Annotated in this window: 17 protein-coding genes and 1 pseudogene; 5 read left to right on the top strand and 13 right to left on the bottom strand. The window is 57.0% G+C overall.

Going from position 1 to position 16,245, the window contains the following annotated elements:
- From AC1D35_RS26740 to AC1D35_RS26705, 8 genes are all read right to left on the bottom strand, one after another.
- The coding region (locus tag AC1D35_RS26740) for an SNF2-related protein (RefSeq protein WP_477940927.1) at nucleotides 1–1,354 on the bottom strand (1,354 nt) is incomplete at its 3' end.
- Nucleotides 1,355–1,455: 101 nt separating this feature from the next.
- Nucleotides 1,456–1,635 (bottom strand): helix-turn-helix domain-containing protein, encoded by a 180-nt coding sequence (locus AC1D35_RS26735; RefSeq protein WP_477940925.1) that lies wholly within the window; start codon nucleotides 1,633–1,635, stop codon nucleotides 1,456–1,458.
- Between the two features lie 127 nt (nucleotides 1,636–1,762).
- On the bottom strand, nucleotides 1,763–3,025 hold the full coding sequence (locus AC1D35_RS26730; RefSeq protein ID WP_477940923.1) for a HipA domain-containing protein: 1,263 nt from the start codon (nucleotides 3,023–3,025) through the stop codon (nucleotides 1,763–1,765).
- A complete protein-coding gene (locus tag AC1D35_RS26725; protein WP_477940929.1) occupies nucleotides 3,022–3,252 on the bottom strand; it encodes a helix-turn-helix transcriptional regulator in 231 nt (76 codons plus the stop codon). Before AC1D35_RS26725 ends, AC1D35_RS26730 begins: the two co-directional genes overlap by 4 nt.
- 171 nt (nucleotides 3,253–3,423) lie before the next feature.
- The gene (locus AC1D35_RS26720) at nucleotides 3,424–4,299 is read right to left on the bottom strand and encodes a putative phage abortive infection protein (protein WP_477940921.1); all 876 of its coding nucleotides are present in this window, start codon (nucleotides 4,297–4,299) and stop codon (nucleotides 3,424–3,426) included.
- A gap of 115 nt (nucleotides 4,300–4,414) precedes the next feature.
- Complete coding sequence (locus AC1D35_RS26715; protein WP_477940919.1) at nucleotides 4,415–6,268, bottom strand: type IV secretory system conjugative DNA transfer family protein; 1,854 nt, start codon at nucleotides 6,266–6,268, stop codon at nucleotides 4,415–4,417.
- Nucleotides 6,269–6,334: 66 nt separating this feature from the next.
- Nucleotides 6,335–6,667 (bottom strand): hypothetical protein, encoded by a 333-nt coding sequence (locus AC1D35_RS26710; RefSeq protein ID WP_477940918.1) that lies wholly within the window; start codon nucleotides 6,665–6,667, stop codon nucleotides 6,335–6,337.
- A 3-nt stretch (nucleotides 6,668–6,670) separates the two neighbouring features.
- Entirely contained in the window at nucleotides 6,671–6,976 is a 306-nt protein-coding gene (locus AC1D35_RS26705) for a hypothetical protein (RefSeq protein ID WP_477940916.1), read from the bottom strand.
- Nucleotides 6,977–6,995: 19 nt separating this feature from the next.
- On the opposite strand from AC1D35_RS26705, the gene AC1D35_RS26700 reads away from it, so the two are divergent.
- On the top strand, nucleotides 6,996–8,033 hold the full coding sequence (locus AC1D35_RS26700; RefSeq protein ID WP_477940915.1) for a hypothetical protein: 1,038 nt from the start codon (nucleotides 6,996–6,998) through the stop codon (nucleotides 8,031–8,033).
- Here AC1D35_RS26700 and AC1D35_RS26695 read toward each other — a convergent pair.
- From AC1D35_RS26695 to AC1D35_RS26685, 3 genes are all read right to left on the bottom strand, one after another.
- Nucleotides 7,916–8,398 carry a MobC family plasmid mobilization relaxosome protein gene (locus tag AC1D35_RS26695; protein ID WP_477940913.1) on the bottom strand — a complete coding sequence of 161 codons (483 nt, stop codon included), beginning with the start codon at nucleotides 8,396–8,398 and terminating at the stop codon, nucleotides 7,916–7,918. The two genes, AC1D35_RS26700 and AC1D35_RS26695, sit on opposite strands and share 118 nt — an antisense overlap.
- The gene (locus tag AC1D35_RS26690) at nucleotides 8,395–9,156 is read right to left on the bottom strand and encodes a helix-turn-helix domain-containing protein (RefSeq protein ID WP_130821741.1); all 762 of its coding nucleotides are present in this window, start codon (nucleotides 9,154–9,156) and stop codon (nucleotides 8,395–8,397) included. The genes AC1D35_RS26695 and AC1D35_RS26690 overlap by 4 nt, the downstream gene beginning before the upstream one ends.
- A gap of 668 nt (nucleotides 9,157–9,824) precedes the next feature.
- Nucleotides 9,825–10,193 (bottom strand): hypothetical protein, encoded by a 369-nt coding sequence (locus tag AC1D35_RS26685; protein WP_162748440.1) that lies wholly within the window; start codon nucleotides 10,191–10,193, stop codon nucleotides 9,825–9,827.
- A 111-nt stretch (nucleotides 10,194–10,304) separates the two neighbouring features.
- On the opposite strand from AC1D35_RS26685, the gene AC1D35_RS26680 reads away from it, so the two are divergent.
- The 3 genes and pseudogenes from AC1D35_RS26680 to AC1D35_RS26670 all read left to right on the top strand — a co-directional run.
- Nucleotides 10,305–11,518 (top strand): IS3 family transposase gene (locus AC1D35_RS26680; RefSeq protein WP_477940910.1). Its coding sequence is split into 2 segments (ribosomal slippage): nucleotides 10,305–10,641 and nucleotides 10,641–11,518, totalling 1,215 coding nucleotides; the frame shifts between segments, so codons are not numbered across the junction.
- A 1,128-nt stretch (nucleotides 11,519–12,646) separates the two neighbouring features.
- The gene (locus tag AC1D35_RS26675; RefSeq protein ID WP_477852192.1) at nucleotides 12,647–13,327 is read left to right on the top strand and encodes an LssY C-terminal domain-containing protein; all 681 of its coding nucleotides are present in this window, start codon (nucleotides 12,647–12,649) and stop codon (nucleotides 13,325–13,327) included.
- Nucleotides 13,328–13,498 (top strand): annotated as a pseudogene (locus tag AC1D35_RS26670) (sodium/glutamate symporter); the annotation flags it as partial.
- 32 nt (nucleotides 13,499–13,530) lie between these two features.
- On the opposite strand, the gene AC1D35_RS26665 reads toward AC1D35_RS26670, so the two are convergent.
- Nucleotides 13,531–13,926 carry a nuclear transport factor 2 family protein gene (locus AC1D35_RS26665; protein WP_477940908.1) on the bottom strand — a complete coding sequence of 132 codons (396 nt, stop codon included), beginning with the start codon at nucleotides 13,924–13,926 and terminating at the stop codon, nucleotides 13,531–13,533.
- Between the two features lie 111 nt (nucleotides 13,927–14,037).
- Here AC1D35_RS26665 and AC1D35_RS26660 point away from each other — a divergent pair, with 111 nt between their 5' ends.
- Nucleotides 14,038–15,018, top strand: a complete 981-nt coding sequence (locus AC1D35_RS26660; protein ID WP_113510645.1) for a LysR family transcriptional regulator — start codon at nucleotides 14,038–14,040, stop codon at nucleotides 15,016–15,018.
- Nucleotides 15,019–15,280: 262 nt separating this feature from the next.
- On the opposite strand, the gene AC1D35_RS26655 is transcribed toward AC1D35_RS26660, so the two are convergent.
- Nucleotides 15,281–16,234 (bottom strand): LysR family transcriptional regulator, encoded by a 954-nt coding sequence (locus tag AC1D35_RS26655; RefSeq protein WP_477833116.1) that lies wholly within the window; start codon nucleotides 16,232–16,234, stop codon nucleotides 15,281–15,283.
- Nucleotides 16,235–16,245 lie beyond the last annotated feature (11 nt).

Below are 16,245 nucleotides of genomic sequence, written 5' to 3'. Positions count from 1 at the left end.
CCATAAGATCTCGCGCTTCTCGTTCTCCGCTCCGACGCGCCCATTCCATGAATGTCTTCTGAGCGATTGAAAGCGTATCTTTGATACTGTTGATGGCCAAATCCGGAGCAAACGCGGCGTCACGGCCTTCTGTAACAAAATAGATTTGATTGCGAAGATCGCCCAGATCGTTGTTCACTGGCGTCGCCGATAGCAAGAGAACCTTTGTCTTAACGCCTTTCCGAATGACATCGTCCATCAGCCGTTCGTATCGGCTCTTGCGGATAATGTTTCCGTCTTCGTCACGCCTACCTTTTGTATTGTTTCTGAAGTTATGAGACTCGTCGATCACGACCAAATCGAAATTGCTCCAGTTGATCGAAGATAGATCGACTCCGTCAACCCTTCCGGATTCACGCGAAAGGTCAGTGTGCGAAAGGACCGTGTAACTGAAACGGTCCTTCAAAAAAGGGTTCAGCTCACTGTTGTTTTGCGCCAAGAAAACGGTCCAGTTGTCGCGCAATTTTTTCGGGCAGAGGACCAGAACTCTATGATTCCGAAGTTCGAAATACTTGATTACAGCCAGCGCMGAGTAGGTTTTCCCTAGACCCACGCTATCTGCGAGAATGCAGCCATTATGCGCGTTAATCTTGTGGATTGCTCCCTTAACTCCATCTTTTTGAAAATCAAAAAGAGCCTTCCATATTTCAGTGTCTATGATTGCAGTTTGCTCGAACAGCGCAGCATCTGCGTCCTGGCCTGAAATAAAGCGCTCGAAGACATGATAGAGTGTCTTGAAATATATGAACTCAGGTGCGTGGTTGACATAAAGCTGTTCGAGGTAGCGCAAAACCTCGTCTTTAACGTCCGATACAAGGTCTTCATTTTCCCAAATCGTATCGAACCATGCCTTCAAATCGGTGCGGTCTCGATCGCTATCAACGACAAGATTCAGCTCTAGGTTGGGCGATTTTGAAAGGCCCAACCCACGTCGCGTGAAATTGGAGCTGCCGAGCAGGGCGTGCTCGCGGCGCCCGTCGTCAATGTGATACATCTTTCCGTGCAAGAAATTTGCATCAACAACGGACCGAATTTGCACCTTTTCTCTTAGCCAGTTTGCGCAGTCGAACGCAACCTTACGCTGGGCAAGGCGATTGACAAGTTCCAGGCCATCGTCGTCGATGGAGAAGTGCTTTCTCTCAGTTTTTTCAGGGTCGAGGGATGCAACAAACCGTGGTTCGCCGAACAAAAACTGTAGGCTTTCAATTCCCTCTAGCCGTGCACTCAAAGCCTCATATGCGTGTATTGTAAAGTAAGCCGACACGATCGAGAGCTTGCTCCCCTCAGTTATTCTGAGGTTCAGAAAATCAGCCACGCTGCCGCGTGAATGATTGTCTCGAATTCCGCTAAAATGTCCCTGCACGTTTCCCCCATACATTTTGCAACAAAAGAATCTCGCGGGTATGCTTCTTTGAGTTAAATTTGCTTCTTTTTTTGTTGCTCAATCCAGGAGAGTAAATCTGTACGTTGGAACCTCCATTGGCCACCTACTTTGAATGCGGGAATGTCACGGCGTTTCACCATAGTGTACACCGTCTTTTCCGCTACTTTTAGCAAATCAGCAACCTCTGGAAGAGTCAGGATTTCATCGACCATAGTCATATCCTCGCCCGAATTGACTACTGATTACCAGAGATTGGAAATCATTTCCATTAAACGTAAGAGATTAGACGCATACGCCCTCAACTGAGAGTGGACAAACTCTTGATGCGCGCGTTTTTTGTTAAATGGACAACGAGGCCAGTTTTGCCCTTTCAACCACCAAATCGGCGAGCCGGTCGAGTGTTCCGGAATCGGTAGATGCCTCAGAAACACTCGTGGCAAGGCGCCTGGAAAATTCTCTGACGCCGTCGCAAAGCTCCTTCACACGGCGGCGTATCAGAGGCATGCCAACACCGGCATCCTTGGAAAATGCCTGCCATCCGTCAACATCCATCTCAGTGAGGGTGGCGCGTTTGCCGATCCGCATGGCCATTTTCGGTGACAGATCTGGATAGGTCACCGTGGAAAGCAGGTCGTACAACGGAGCCATTCTCGGCCCCTGGTCGTCATATAGAATTGAGAAGTTCTTGCCGTGGGCGTCCGCATTTCCGACAATGAGATTGAAGATTGCAGCGTCCATTAGCTTTGCTATGTCCGTGCCCGGCCGCTGGGATACCCGCCGTAGCAACTCGAAACAATTCTTAAAAGTCGGCCCGCCCTCGCTGGCATACTTCGTTTCAGGCGGCACACCAAGTGCTTGGCAGAAGTCCTCCTGGTGAATGCGGCGAACCACACCATCGGCGTCACGAAAACGATCATAACGCTCGACCAGGAGAAATGGGCGCCCATTCGCGGACCTTGCTTCAACCGGTGCGACATCGAGGCCGATCGCTGCAGCGAGTTTCATCACGAAGGCTTCGTTTTCAGTCGTTCCTGGGAAGCGCGCGATTGGCGGTTTCAGAATGTGCGTTGTTGCTTGGCCGGGAACTGGAAGGGCGAGTTGGCCGTCGATCAGAACAAGCGGCACTTTGGATTGCGCACCGGCGAGCGACAGCCTCAGCCCTTCCTGGCCCGCCAATAACGGCCGCGTCGGAAGTGCGTCTAGTATACGAACGATTCCGGCCTCATCCAGCGGTATCGTTTGTTGATCCGAAAGCAGTCGCGCGCTGATCGGTTCCTGGTCTTCAGGCAAAAGTTGAAGCGCGCCTGCTACGTCGCCGCCCAGGCGATCAAGAAGAGCGAAGTCGTTGGCAGGTGAAACCCCCAATGCCTGCGCCGCAACAAGACGTTGGCTTTCCTCGGGCAACAGGCCGCCGAAAAATGGACGGCACTCACGGCGAGAGAAACGCTCCGGACGCTTTGGGAGGGAGGCAGACAGCGGAAGCGCCTTTTCGTCATCAAGCCAAGTTCCGGCGTAGGCAAAGCCGATATCACCGTGCCGATCTTGGGTGAATTGCCCGACAATGCGACCATCCCACCAAACATTGAGAACTCTTACCGTCATTTTCTGCGTTCCCCGGGAGCCAAAATATCGATCGAACAGCCGAGCGTTTGCAGAACCTGCAAGACTTTTCCGATCTGTGCTGTTGGCTTGCCGGCTTCGAGATCGACAATGAACCGGAGGCCGACGCCCGAAACGCCGGCAAGCTCGTCCTGTCGCAAGTTTTGCTCCTTGCGTGTACTGCGGACCAGGGCGCCGATGTCGGCTGGACTTCTAACTTTTGTTGGCATTTTTATTTCCCGATCGGGAAAATAGCAGGATGTCAGCCGCTTTGTCGAGGGAAATTTCCCGATCGGGAATAAACCAGAGTGGAGCGCAATCCGCGGTAGATTAATTCCCGAGCGGGAAATTGGGAGGGGCGCGTCACCCGCTAGCGGACTGCGCGGCTCCATCCGTTCCTCTTATGACTTTGTGAACGAACTCCTAATGGACTTAGCGTTGTGCATCGGGTTGTTTCCGAATGCCGCCGAATTAAGCATGGCCGAATGTGAGGCATCCAAGAGGCGTACGGTAGGCAAATTGTCAAAAATGGCGTATTTTTCCGCGTACAACACAAAGTTCCGTCCGTTTTCGGAAATGCAATTGTAAAATAGCAATAATAGCTCCTGATCGGATAGTTGAGCTCTGAGTAATTTTGCATGATATGGTTTTGATGATTTATTTTCATCCATGAATCTGAAAACGTTGTATAGAAATCGGTAGTAATGACCTAACTCAAGCTGGTGTTCTTTCCAGAAATTGAAATATGATAATTTTATTACGTCTTCACTTGAGTGTTTATTTTTTGCCTTGGAAAGGTTTTCTCGGAAAATTTTGTTAAATCTGGTGTAGAAAACACGAAAACAGTCACGCCCACGGGTTTCGATGCCGCTTTCTTTATCTTGAAGATCTATGGCGTTCACAATTGCGCTGTGCGTATTGAGCATCTGAAAAAAAGCAGACTCAAAGTTCTGCGCTTCAATAGATTCAATTTGTTTTTCCAGCGCGTCGGCTGATCGCTCAAGCTCCCTCCGAGAGAGCGAAAGATCAAGACGCTGAAGATAAATGGAGACCAGAACACCAAAGAAAGACAAAAATGTAAGTATCGGATTTAAAGTACCGCCGACATAATCTCCCCATGGTCCATTCTTTATAGTGTTATCTGGATCCAAGTACGCATTATAAAACACGTATAACGTGGCAGCTGCACCAGTTGCAAAAAGAACAACAATCAATGCTGGAAAATAGGTTTTTCTCAATGCAGAAATTACACAATTAAATTTCTCTCGTATGTTCATACCTCTCCCCAATTAATGTCCCGTTCCGCCAACGGACAGAGTTACCCCACCAATCTCAACAATAGGTTTATCTGAATGGGCTCGCGGCAACCATTCCGCGGTTGAGCGCCTGTAGTCACGCGACCATCGGATTCCGATCCAGCTTGCCCCGATATGCGGGATGCCGGTGCGATACGATCGCGTCAACCAACGCTAGCGGCTTCGACCCCGCCAGCAGTAGCATCTTGCCCGTTTTCATCTCCAAAATCTGATCTGCCGTCATCAGCTTCTGGCGCTGCTCGGCGGTTGAGGTCTTGCGGCTCTCACCGAACTTCGCGGCGGATTGCTTCGTTCGGGTCAACACCGTCTGATCGCCAAGCGCGTTCGCGGCCCAGTTGGCGGTTTCGAATTCGGCGCGGCCGAGACCGAAAATGCGGGTGGTGACGCACGAGCCGAGAATGCTGGCGGTGTCGCCCTTGCCGTAGACGCTTTCGATCTGGCCCTTGTCCTGGGTAATGAACAGCGCCTCGATGCCGCAGCCGGCGGCGACGTTGGCGATGTTGATCAGCTTTTCCATCCGGCCGAGACGGACAAACTCGTCCAAGACCAGCAACACATTCCTTTTCGGCTTCTTGGCACCCTCAAGGCGCACGGCCATGCCGAGAATGATGTTCGTGAGCAACCGGAGAAAGACGGCCTGGGCGTCCACCTGGTCGAGCGGCACGACCAGAAAGAGGTCGGCGCGACCCTCGAACAGGTTTTCGAGTGAGCATGTGGAGGTGCTGAGGAAACTGCGCAGTTCGTCGGAACGCGCCCAATCGAAGGCCTTCTTGATCGTCGTCTTGATTGCCCCGCGCTCGTTCTCGCCGGCTGCAAGGAAGGTCGCAGCGGCGGCGGCCGGGCGGGTGCCGAAGGTCTCCGGCGCTCCGGCCCATTCCGTCAGTGTCTTTTCAAAGCCGGCGGAAAACAGCAGGTCCATGACGGTGATCAGGTTGCGATCGGCTTCTTCGTGCCTGATCATGACGACCTCAATCACAGCGGCAATCATGGATTTCGCCATTTCGGCAAAGTGCGAGCCGTTTCCGCCTTCCGGTCGAACAAGGCCTTCGGCAATGACCTCGATGTCGCGGACGAGGTGCGCTTGCCGGATGTAGTCGAGTGGGTTGAAACGATCCTTCGACGGCTCGATGACGCCGAAGGGATTGAGAACCACGACCTGACGGCCGAGCGACTGCCGATATCGGCGGGCAACTGCGAAGTTCTCGCCCTTGATGTCGAGGACAGCGACCGGCCCGTCATGGTCGATGATGGCTGGAATGACGACGGACACGCCTTTCCCGGCGCGCGTGCCGGCGATGGCGACATGATGGCCGGCGCGCCATCCGGTCTTCGGGTTGGGGCGGTAGCGCAGCATTGCCCTGCCGGAAAGACCGAGTGGCAAGCCCGCGTCGTTGTGGCGGAGCTGCCGCAGCTCGCTCCGGTTCATCCACCGGGCACGCCATGGGCCTTGTTTTGAAATGCGGCTTGACGAAGCGGGGGCGGCAATCGAGATCGCTCGCATAATGAGGAACAGCGGCACAGGCAGGCCGATGGCGAGGCTGGTTTGCACGCCAAGCTTTTGCGCCTCTGTGAAACGATCCCAGGTCGATGCCATGCCTCGGATGCTCTCGATTCCGGAATAGCCGGCATTTCGCCAAGCTTTGAAGCTGTCGAGCAGAACGCCTGCCGCAATGGTGGGGTCGGTAAGGGCGAGAGCAGACGCGGCAAGGAGGGCAGCCCCCACAGCTAAGCCCGACGCGCTGCGGATGCGGCCCTGGGTGTCTCCCGCCAAGGTCAGCAGCGCAAACCCGCAAAACATGACCAGGATCGCGGCGCGGGAATTTTGGTAGATGGGTGGCCAGAACAACGGCACTGTTTCCATCAGCAGGAAACCGGCCGCCACGACGGCAATGGAAAGGGCATAACGATAGGGCTGAATGATCAAATTCATGAATCGAAACTCCAGAAGGAAATGAGGATCAGTTGCGACCGCGACCGGGCGCGGTCGGTCGGCCTGTCACGTCTGCGGCGCGACCGCCTCCAGCATCGCTTCGGCTTGCTCCAGCAGGGCGAACGCTTCCGCCAGCTCGGTCGAGGCCGTGCCGCTGGAATGATTGCCGGAGGYGAGCCAGGCGTTCATGAAGGTAGCCTGTGACGCGATGAGCGATTTCAGCGATCCTTCCAAAGCCGCTTGCCGGTTTTCGATTATGTCGGTCGAGCGTTTCTCCAGCGCCTCGAATTGCGCGGTTCCGCTGCTCAAGGTGTTCATCAACGTCTCGACGTAACCCAGCAATTCGCGCTCTAGCGGCGACAGGGTCTCGGGCATCGGTGGTCTGGCGGGTGTGGTCATCGGTTAATCTCCCTGGGCGATCTTCAGGCATGGCGTTTTGGCGGTCCCGGCCTGGCAGGTGATCAGCTGAAGGCGGTTGACGTCCCAGGTCAGGACTTTGCCGCTGCTGGTCTGGTTGATCTGCAAGCCCATTTGCCAGAGGCTGGCGCTCTGGGCTCGGTCGATCATCAGCCCCGCCCAAAACCAGCTCGCGGTGAAGCTCAACAGGACGATCAGCAATGCCACCGCGCCCATGGTCAGGAAGAATGGCTGCACCATCGACCGGAGCCGGTTCACGTCCGCCTCGGTCGTCGCCAGTGCCTCGCTCAAGTGCTGGCGGTTCGCGTCCGTGAAGCTGCGGATATCGGTCTCGATTGTAGCTTGTGCGCGCTTCAAGGCTTCGCTCCAATCGGTTTCGAAGCTCGTCGAGGGCGATGGCGTCGAGCCGGCTTCCGGAACGGCTGGGCTCGCCAGCCGATCTTTCAAGCGCTCGCTCAAGGGTATTCTCTCGGGTCCAGTCTTCACGAAACAGGTCTCCTTTCAGGCGCCAGCGCTCGTCCGTCTCCGGATCGCGGACGGTGATGTAATTTTTGCCGGCGCGCGGCAGATCGAAACCCGCCGTCGTCAAGGCCTCGGTCATGCTCGGACGGTCATGGATTTGGCCGGTCTCGATGCGTTGGACGATCCAGTCGTGGATCAGTTCGCGCGCATCACCGCGCCTGACGCTCTCGATGAGGCTGACGGTCTCTCGCGCGCGTTCCGGCGCCATCGGATCGTTCCAGCCGTGTTCCTTGTTCAGAACATCGCGAAGGGCGTCGTAGTGCTTCTGGTAGCCGGGCGGCGCGATATTGAGGCTGCGCCCGCTCGCAAGCTCCATGCGCGGCGTCACAAAATGCAGCTCGACGCGGGCCTCGTGGGTGTGGCGGACCCAGAGCATATCGCGCTGGTCGGCTTCGAGGCCGGCAAAGGCAAGGCTCTCGAAGGCGTCCATCACCTGCCGTTGCTGGGCAGAGTTCGGCGCGTCCTCCGCCGTGAAGGCGATGACGCCGGCGCGATAGGTCCACTGGTACGGGCAGGCGTCGATCAGCGCGCGCATGCGGTCTGCATCGCCGCGCAGCACTTCCGGCAGGGGCTCGCGGGCAAACAGCATGATTTCGCCGCGCTCGTCGCGGATCGCGTTGCGGTTCTGGTCGTAAGCGACGACGTCGCGCTCGACCAGATAGTCAACCGGTCCCGATCCGCCGCCCTGGCCGTTTCGGAAGAACTTGATCAGCACGGCGCGCCATCCTGGGCCGTGAACTGCTCAAGTGTGTCCGAAAGCGCCCGCTCTATCGCGACCAGGCGGGCGGCAACCGAGATTGCGTCGATCGCGGATAACTGGCCCTGAGCCTGGGCCGTGTTCAGCCATCGGGCGATCTGGTTGAGGTTGCCGCCGATCCGCGCGACGGCGCGCACCAGTTCCGGGTCCACCTTGGGGACCGGACGGCGGCGGCGCGCCTCGGTGAGGCCAAGCGCTTCCCGCATCAGCGTGGCGAAGGGCAGACCGGCCCGCGCCGCACGTGCGGTCAGCGCCTGCTTTTCCGATGCCGTGCAGCGGAAAACCACGACGGCATTGAGGTCGCCTTTGGGCGATCGCCGCGTGCTATTGGTGGGGTTTGAAGGGGAGGCCTGCCTCCCCTCACAAGGCTCCCTGTCAGAAGGCTCGCCGTATGACAGGGGTCGCCTTGCTCCCTTCAAATCGCCGTCCGTCATGACGCCCTCCGAAGGTCGGTTTGTCGGGCAGTTTCGGTGGCAATGTGGTCACGGCGGCGGCTGAAGAAAGCGATCCAATCCAGCGCACTCGGGCTCGTCTCGTCCGGTGGCCAATAGCTGGGCAAGGCATAGCCGGGCTTTCCGGTTTTTACTGTTCGCATGCCCAAGGCGTCGATCGAAGGAAAGCCGTGACGTCGCAACCAGGTGCGCCATTGCTCGACCTGGTCCGCTTTGGTTTCGGCTACGAAAACGAGCGGGACGGCTCGCCGCGTCTCGACGCGCGGCGGGGCGCCCTCGCGCGGGTTAGGTTTATATATTTTTTCTTTCTCTAAGTTTGGTGGACATATTTGTCCCCCTTCGCTGGACAGATCTGACCGCCTTTCCGGACGGTTTTGACCGCCTTTGTCAGGGTAAAGGGTGACAACTTTGTCCGTCTTTTCGCGGGCCTCCGATGCGCGTAAAATCGATGCCGCTGAGGGACGATATTCTGTGTTGTGCCCGACGCCATTTCCGCGCTGGATCTCGAACCATCCTTTGACCTCAAGTTCACGGACGGCGCGCTGAATGGTCTTGACGCTCTTGCCGGTCGCGTCGGCAATCGTTTGATAGGACGGCCACGCCTTTTCGGTGTGGCCGTTCAAATGCGTGGTGATGATATAGAGCGCCACGGATCGCGCGCTGTCGCTCAAATCCTTGTCGCAGCTCAATTGCTGAAGCCATTGCAGCTTCACGTCCCGAAATGGCCGCACCCCGCTCATGCGCGCCTCCCTGGTCGCAATACGACCGGGAAAGAAGTGCCGGAAACGGCCGGAAAAAGTGGGACGGCGGCTTTACTAAGCCTTTGATTTTTATAAAATGGGGTCTTCGTCCCACACGGGGTTAAGCTGCTGATTTTCTTGGAATTCGGCAGGCCCTCCGGGCCCACCATTTATTCTTAATGATTTAGGGAGATTTCCCATATCAGCCAGACGATCCGGGCTGCAAATTGGGCTACCGGATTCTATTCTCCAGTCGCGTCTCGCCGAATTCGACAGGGTGCCATCGTCACCGAGCAGGAACTTGCCAAGTGTAGCCGGACGCGAAAAACCGGAATTTTGACACCAGGTTCTGGAATTTTGAATTTTCCGATCGTGTCTCGAAATGCATCTCTGTCAGGTTGCCTGCTCGATGCTGCGCTTCCAGGTATCACTGTCGATTAGCGACGTGCTTTGAATGGAAATTTTCGAGCACCCTTTGATTCCCCGCAACGCGGTCCTCACTGGCTCATGCAGCGCCTTTGGCATCCAAGGGCTAAGTTTGATACTATCGATCCAATCAATTCCTATTGCGATGCTGATAGCTTTAGTCTCGACCTCATTAGAACAGTATATAAGGCGGTATTCACTCTCTGGTTTGTAAGGAGCCCTTTTAATGAAGGGCAGATCATTTACATCCCATGACTCGCGTCTGAGGATATTGAGAGACCTGTAATCCACCGATCTATGTTGGACATCGGGAACGCCGTCGAGTGAGGATAATAGGACATCCCTTTTGAACTCAATGCACACCCCAACACGCCGGATGCGAACACCTTCCAATGATGATACGTCTCATTGCAGTCGGCAAAACATAAAGCCAGCAGCGTTTTTAGTTCTTTCCTCTTCTTATATTCCGCCAGCGCAGCCCGATCGTTACCATCGTCCCACTTCTCGGGGTCTAAAAGCGTCAGCGACCTCGTTTGCAGCACGTGTATTGCCGCCGCCAGATCAGTGTAGCGTTTTAGCCCCGGCGCTCGTTTGAGCGATTTTAGCGCCATGCTATCCTCTTAGACTTTAAGACGAATATTTTTGAAGCTGAACTGCCCCCATTTTCGACCGGACACTCAGCATAAGCAGGAAGGCTCAAGCACAGGCTTGAGGATAAGCTTATGTCTAACGAGTTTCGACAGGTTGACTTGATGATCGGTGACGTCCGGCGGCGACGCTGGACAACGGAACGCAAACTGCAGATCATCGAGGAAAGCTATGCCGCCGGGGAGACCGTCTCCTCTGCGGCTCGGCGGCATGGAGTTGCGCCAAATCTCCTGTATCGCTGGCGTAGGCTTCTGAGCGAGGGAGGTGCGGTGGCCGTGGATTCTGACGAGCCAGTGATCGGCAATTCGGAGGTGAAGAAGCTGGAAGATCGAGTGCGCGAGCTTGAGCGCATCCTCGGGCGTAAGACGTTGGAGAACGAGATTCTCCGCGAAGCTCTTTCCAAAGCCCACTCAAAAAAACCGATATCGCGGCCGATCTTGTTGCCGAAGGACAGTTCCCGATGAAGACCGTGGCTGACGTCCTGGGCGTATCGCGGTCCAATCTCGCCGCGCGACGCAAAGGCAAGTCCAAGCCGCGTGGGCGGTATCTGAAGGCAGACGATGCCGAGCTGCTGCCTGCTATTCGCAAGCTCGTGGATGCTCGGCCGACCTACGGCTATCGGCGGATTGCTGCCCTTCTCAACAGGCRGCGGCGAGCTGCCGATCTGCCCGTCATCAATCGCAAACGGGTTCATCGCATTATGGCCAATCACGCTATGATCCTTGAGAAACACACGGCGGTGCGAGTAGGCCGTGTGCACGACGGCAAGGTCATGGTGATGCGGTCTAACCTCCGCTGGTGCTCGGACGGCMTTGAGTTCACCTGCTGGAATGGCGAGGTGGTCCGTCTCGCGTTCATCATCGATGCGTTTGACCGGGAAATTATCTCATGGGCAGCCGTCGCCAATGCCGGGATATCGGGCTCCGACATTCGAGACATGATGTTGGAGGCCGTCGAAAAGCGCTTCGGCGCAACCAGCGCCCCGCATGCGATAGAACATCTATCTGATAACGGCAGTGCATACACCGCGCGGGAGACTAGGCTGTTTGCCCAAGTCCTCAACCTGATCCCATGCTTCACACCCGTGGCCAGCCCTCAGTCCAACGGCATGTCGGAGGCTTTCGTCAAAACCCTGAAGCGGGACTACATACGCATCTCACCCATTCCGGACGCCGCAACAGCCCTCCGGAAGATCGACGGATGGATCGAAGACTATAATGAAATCCACCCACACTCAGCGCTGAAAATGGCCTCCCCAAGGGAGTTCATCAAAGCATTGTCTCAATAGCTGATCTGTCCGGCGAAATGGGGGGCACTCCAGGCACACAATGCAGGATGATGAAGACAACCCTAGTCTTGCTCTTGGCCTTTACAGAGTCAGCGTACTCGTCGGTTGTATCGTTCTTATCACATATTTCTTCTGGAACATGTTTAGCGCGACCGCTGCCGTTAATCGGCTTTCAGTTGCAGCACAAAATTTCCACTACACAGAGAGGTGTGATTCCAACGGCAATCTGATTGACATAGGCAAACCTAACTGCGTTGATCTAGGTCATTATCTGCTAATAAATGGCCCCGTTCTCAAGGCTCTTCGAAGAGTTTGTTCAGAGGGTGAAACACCAGCCGTGCTGATACTTGAGAAAGGCAAAGCGTCGAGGATTGATATCGTTCGCGTAGAAAAGTCCTTGGCTTGGCGAGCGACGAACAAAGTAAACCCTCCCTGCTGACCGTCTACCCCGGCACCCGGACGGGACTAAACTTGAATCTCTCACCAACGACCGTTACAGGCCCCGCAGCGGACGTTGGTCACCTGATGGGCAATGGTTGGCGCATAACCGGGTTCTGGCATGAACTAGTCTAAAGGCAAATTCCACTATAGTCGGCTTTCAGGTCAGACACTGACCCACCGTCAACTTTCCAGAAAATCCGCCAACTCTGATTGCAAGGAAACCCCGCCTTTTCAAACACAGCTTGTCGACCTGCAGGATCGACCGTGAAGCCTTCCTTTTCCAGGGACGCCACAAGCTCTGTTTGAGCGGAAGCCCCCGAAAACTTGACGGCAACTCTTCTTTGAAACTCCCTCTCAGCGTCGGAAAATGTGTCGGGTAGCCCCCTTGCGATCTCTGGCAGCAATGGAAGAGGTGGGAACAAAGTGAGGTATCCACCTCCAATTACGATGATCGACGATATGACACCAATCAGAAAGATTATTCGAAGCATCAGCATCGCTCGCTCCCCTTGCGAGCAACCACGATAACACCGAGCGTAGTTTTTCAACAATATCGGCGCGAAGCGGTCGGTGGCAATTGCTGCCGAAGCCAACTGCAAATTATGAATGTCGCCGCCGCATGTTCGGCGTATGATCCTCCCTGGCAATCTGGGGGGATTTCCAATGCGTCATCGCACGAAAATCYGCATGGCGACGAACGCTGTGGCTGCGCTGCTGTTCACATATTTGCTGCTTGCCTATTTCGTCATTCCCGAAATCTGGATTTTTCACGATGCTGACCGCGTTGCCAAAGTTGGCAACATGGTCACGACCACCGAGCAGGGTATTCCCGGCGACCCGATCAATGTCGGTCTTGTCGGTTCGAAGGAAGAGGTCATCCGGGCGTTTGCGGCTGCCGGATGGGATCCCGCCGATAAGATTACCTTGCGCACGTCGATCGATATCGGGCTGAGCGTGGTGCTTGATCGGCCTGATCTTGATGCGCCGGTCAGCCCGCTGCTTTTTGAGGGCAGAAAACAGGATCTGGCATTCGAAAAGCCCGTGGGCAAAAGCGCCGACGAACGCAACCATGTTCGTTTCTGGCTGACCGAACAAACCGGCCCGAATGACCGCCCGCACTGGCTAGGCTCGGCAAGTTTTGATCGGGGCGTCGGCTTCAGCCACGATACCGGTCAAATCACGCATCATATCGGCCCTGATGTCGACGCAGAGCGAGACCTTGTCATCAGCGATCTTCTCAAGGCCGGACAACTTTTGTCGAGCTATGAGATCGATGGCATCGGAGCGACCAAAGACGGTCGCAACGGAGGCGGCGATCCCTATTTCACCGACGGAAAGGCTCTCGTCGGTGTGCTTCGAAACCAGTAGCACATCAGCCTGTTGCGCACATTGTTGGTAACAAATGTTGCCATTCTCATCGGCTACGCCCTGCACGAGATCATCCTTGAAGCCGGGATCAATCTTCCGCTGTTCGTCGTCTGCCTGCTGGTCGCCATCGTGATGACGAACAGCGTTCCGTTCCTGGCTCCGAGATTGCCGTGATGTGAGGAGATCGCAATGATCAGCCCCTTTCAGGCCAGGATCTCGGCTGCGAACACCTTCTKGACGATCTGCCAGCGCCCGTTGAGGTAAAAGCACGACAGCAGGTCGGTCACCTCGCGGGGCGGGATCCGCAGGCGGAGCTTGAGCAGCGCCATGTCACTGTTAATGGCGATTGAGAGGATCTGGTCGGCGCGCGCACTGCCGGCATCCTGCGGTGAGGTCAGGCTCCGGACCGCATCAAGCCAGGCGGCAACAGGCGTAACCACCACGCTGTTGCCATCGCCACGCCTGGTGACCAAGGCCGCGGGGTTGAAGATGGTCGCGAACTTGTCGGCGTCCATCGCGTAGGCGGCATCGAAGTAGGTTTTCGTTAAGGCGACCAATTCATCTATGTTTCCCGTCGGGGGCGTGTTCTGCAACGTCATGGTGGTTCCCTTCAACTCTAGTGTCCAGCTGAGTATAAGGATGGGGGCGGCAACGTTTAGTCCGCGCGCACTAATCAGCCTTATAAGCTGGGCTAAGCAATCGAGGCGATCATGAAACCTTCCCTTCCGTCTGCCGGAGACTTCAACCAGCTCCGCGCCTTCGTGGCCGTTGCCGGTTCGCTGAACTTCAGCCGGGCGGCCGAGAACCTCGGTGTGTCATCCTCTGCGCTCAGCCAGATGGTCCGAGGGCTCGAGGAGCGGGTCGGGGTCAGCTTGTTCAACCGCACCACCCGCAGCGTCTCCCTGACCGAGGCGGGGGCCAAGCTGTTCGAACGGGTACAGCCCGCCGTGGAAGAACTGGCGGAGGCGCTGGGCGAGACCCGCGAGCGCCGCGCCCGTCCCGCCGGGACCGTGCGGTTGCACTGCTTCCGGGCGGCCGCGGACCTCTACCTGACGCCGATCCTCCGTGACTTCAGCGACGCCTATCCGCAGGTCGTGCTAGACATCACGCTCGACGACGCCGTCGTGAACATCGTGGCCGAAGGCTATGACGTTGCCATCCGCCTCGGGGAGGTGATCGACAAGGACCTCATTGCGGTGAAACTCGGCCCGGACCTACGACAGACCGTGGTCGCCTCGCCCGACTATCTCGCCCGGTGCGGGACGCCGGCTCATCCGCGCGACCTTCTCGCCCATCGCTGTATCGGCTGGCGATGGCCAGGGCAGAAGACGCCATACAAATGGGAGTTCATGGAAAACGGCAAGTGGTTCGAAGTCGCAATCGACGGCCCATTGATCTCCAACATGAAGGACTTCGGGGTGCAGGCGGCCGTCGACGGAGTCGGTGTTGCATTTGCCAGCCAGCAGCTGATCGCGCCCCACATCGCGGAGGGCCGCCTTGTCGCGCTGCTCGAGACCTGGTCCGCCCCCTTCCCCGGCTATCACCTCTGCTATCCGGCGCAACGGCAGATGGCGCCGCCGCTTCGCGCCGTGATCGACGCCATCCGCGGCGGCCCGCGCGAGAGTGACGGCGTCAAGGCAGCGGCGGCGATCGGCGCGGCTGTTCCTCGAGGTCTACGTCTGCAACAGTAACGCAGGGCATCAACAAGAGTTTTGCGAAACCTCGCCGGGACGGACGACCTTCAGCACGAAGGTTGCAGGTATCCCTGTTGCAAGACGCAGAGCATGGCGCTTGGCCTACCCTCATGGCAGCCACGCTCCCGAATGCTCGCCCAGGCGGCTATTACGCCCCGAGCAAGATATTCGAGCTGCACGGCAATCCCAAGGAAACAACGACCGCGCCTCATGCCGATGATCCGCCTGCAGCGCGCGCTGTTTGACGACCTGGAACGTATTACCGGCGTCCACTACGATCTCTGACAGATCCCGCATGAAAAAGATCCTCTCCCCTCTGCGCACTGCCGACGCCCAAGGGTGGCGGAGCCTCCACGAAACAATCGATCAGCATGTCCGTAAGGACGCGTATCTTCCTTGCGGGATGCTGCCCCGCCGGGCGGATGAGGTAGATGCCCGCCGGCGGTGGCGGATAGCGTGTCATGACCGGAACCAGCGCGCCGGAAGCGATATACTCATCGGTTACGCCATCGGGAATCCAGGCTATGCCGACCCCCGCCAGTGCGGCGGCGGCAAGGGCGAGCGCGTTGTCGGCCTTGAAGCGTCCCCGCGGATGAACCGTGATGATCTCGTCTCCGTCGAGGAATTGCCAGGCCTCCGTTCCCTGCATGAGGGCCTCATGGCCGGCGAGCTCCTCCGGCGTCTCGGGGGCGCCATGCCTCCTGATATAATCAGGGCTGGCGACCAGCTTCCCGTAGAGGGGACCGATGCGTCTTGCGACCATGTTGGAATCCTGAAGGAAGCCGACCCGGATTGCACAATCGAAGCCCTCCGCGATGAGATCGACGAAGCGATCGCTGTAGGACGTATGGATGTGCAGTTCGGGATGGCGTTGCGCCATCTGCGCAAGCACATGCGCGAAGTGGCTGGGGCCGAAAGCATGCGGCACGGCAACACGCAGGCGGCCGCGCAGGTCACCGGAAGGCAGGATCGTTTCTTTCGCCACGTCGATCTCGGCACAGACCCTGGCTGCATGGTCCCGAAAGGTGATCCCCGCTTCCGTCAGAGCCGCGCCGCGGGTCGTCCGTGCAAGAAGCTGGACGCCGAGTTCCGCTTCGAGCCGGATGAGCCGCCGGCTGACCATCGATTTGGAAATGCCGAGCCGCCGTGCGGCGGGCGAAACTCCCCCGGCACCGGCAACTTCAACGAATGTCCTGAGATCTTCGATTTCCACGTCAGCGTTCC

It is taken from the genome of Rhizobium sp. P1_E6 (assembly GCF_056405875.1).
This window is presented reverse-complemented; position numbering and strand designations above follow the sequence as displayed.

Coding starts and splice junctions, on each gene's coding strand:
- AC1D35_RS26735 (WP_477940925.1), bottom strand. CDS start 1,635: ATGGTCGATGAAATCCTGACTCTTCCAGAGGTTGCTGATTTGCTAAAA.
- AC1D35_RS26730 (WP_477940923.1), bottom strand. CDS start 3,025: ATGACGGTAAGAGTTCTCAATGTTTGGTGGGATGGTCGCATTGTCGGG.
- AC1D35_RS26725 (WP_477940929.1), bottom strand. CDS start 3,252: ATGCCAACAAAAGTTAGAAGTCCAGCCGACATCGGCGCCCTGGTCCGC.
- AC1D35_RS26720 (WP_477940921.1), bottom strand. CDS start 4,299: ATGAACATACGAGAGAAATTTAATTGTGTAATTTCTGCATTGAGAAAA.
- AC1D35_RS26715 (WP_477940919.1), bottom strand. CDS start 6,268: ATGAATTTGATCATTCAGCCCTATCGTTATGCCCTTTCCATTGCCGTC.
- AC1D35_RS26695 (WP_477940913.1), bottom strand. CDS start 8,398: ATGACGGACGGCGATTTGAAGGGAGCAAGGCGACCCCTGTCATACGGC.
- AC1D35_RS26690 (WP_130821741.1), bottom strand. CDS start 9,156: ATGAGCGGGGTGCGGCCATTTCGGGACGTGAAGCTGCAATGGCTTCAG.
- AC1D35_RS26685 (WP_162748440.1), bottom strand. CDS start 10,193: ATGGCGCTAAAATCGCTCAAACGAGCGCCGGGGCTAAAACGCTACACT.
- AC1D35_RS26675 (WP_477852192.1), top strand. CDS start 12,647: ATGGCGACGAACGCTGTGGCTGCGCTGCTGTTCACATATTTGCTGCTT.
- AC1D35_RS26660 (WP_113510645.1), top strand. CDS start 14,038: ATGAAACCTTCCCTTCCGTCTGCCGGAGACTTCAACCAGCTCCGCGCC.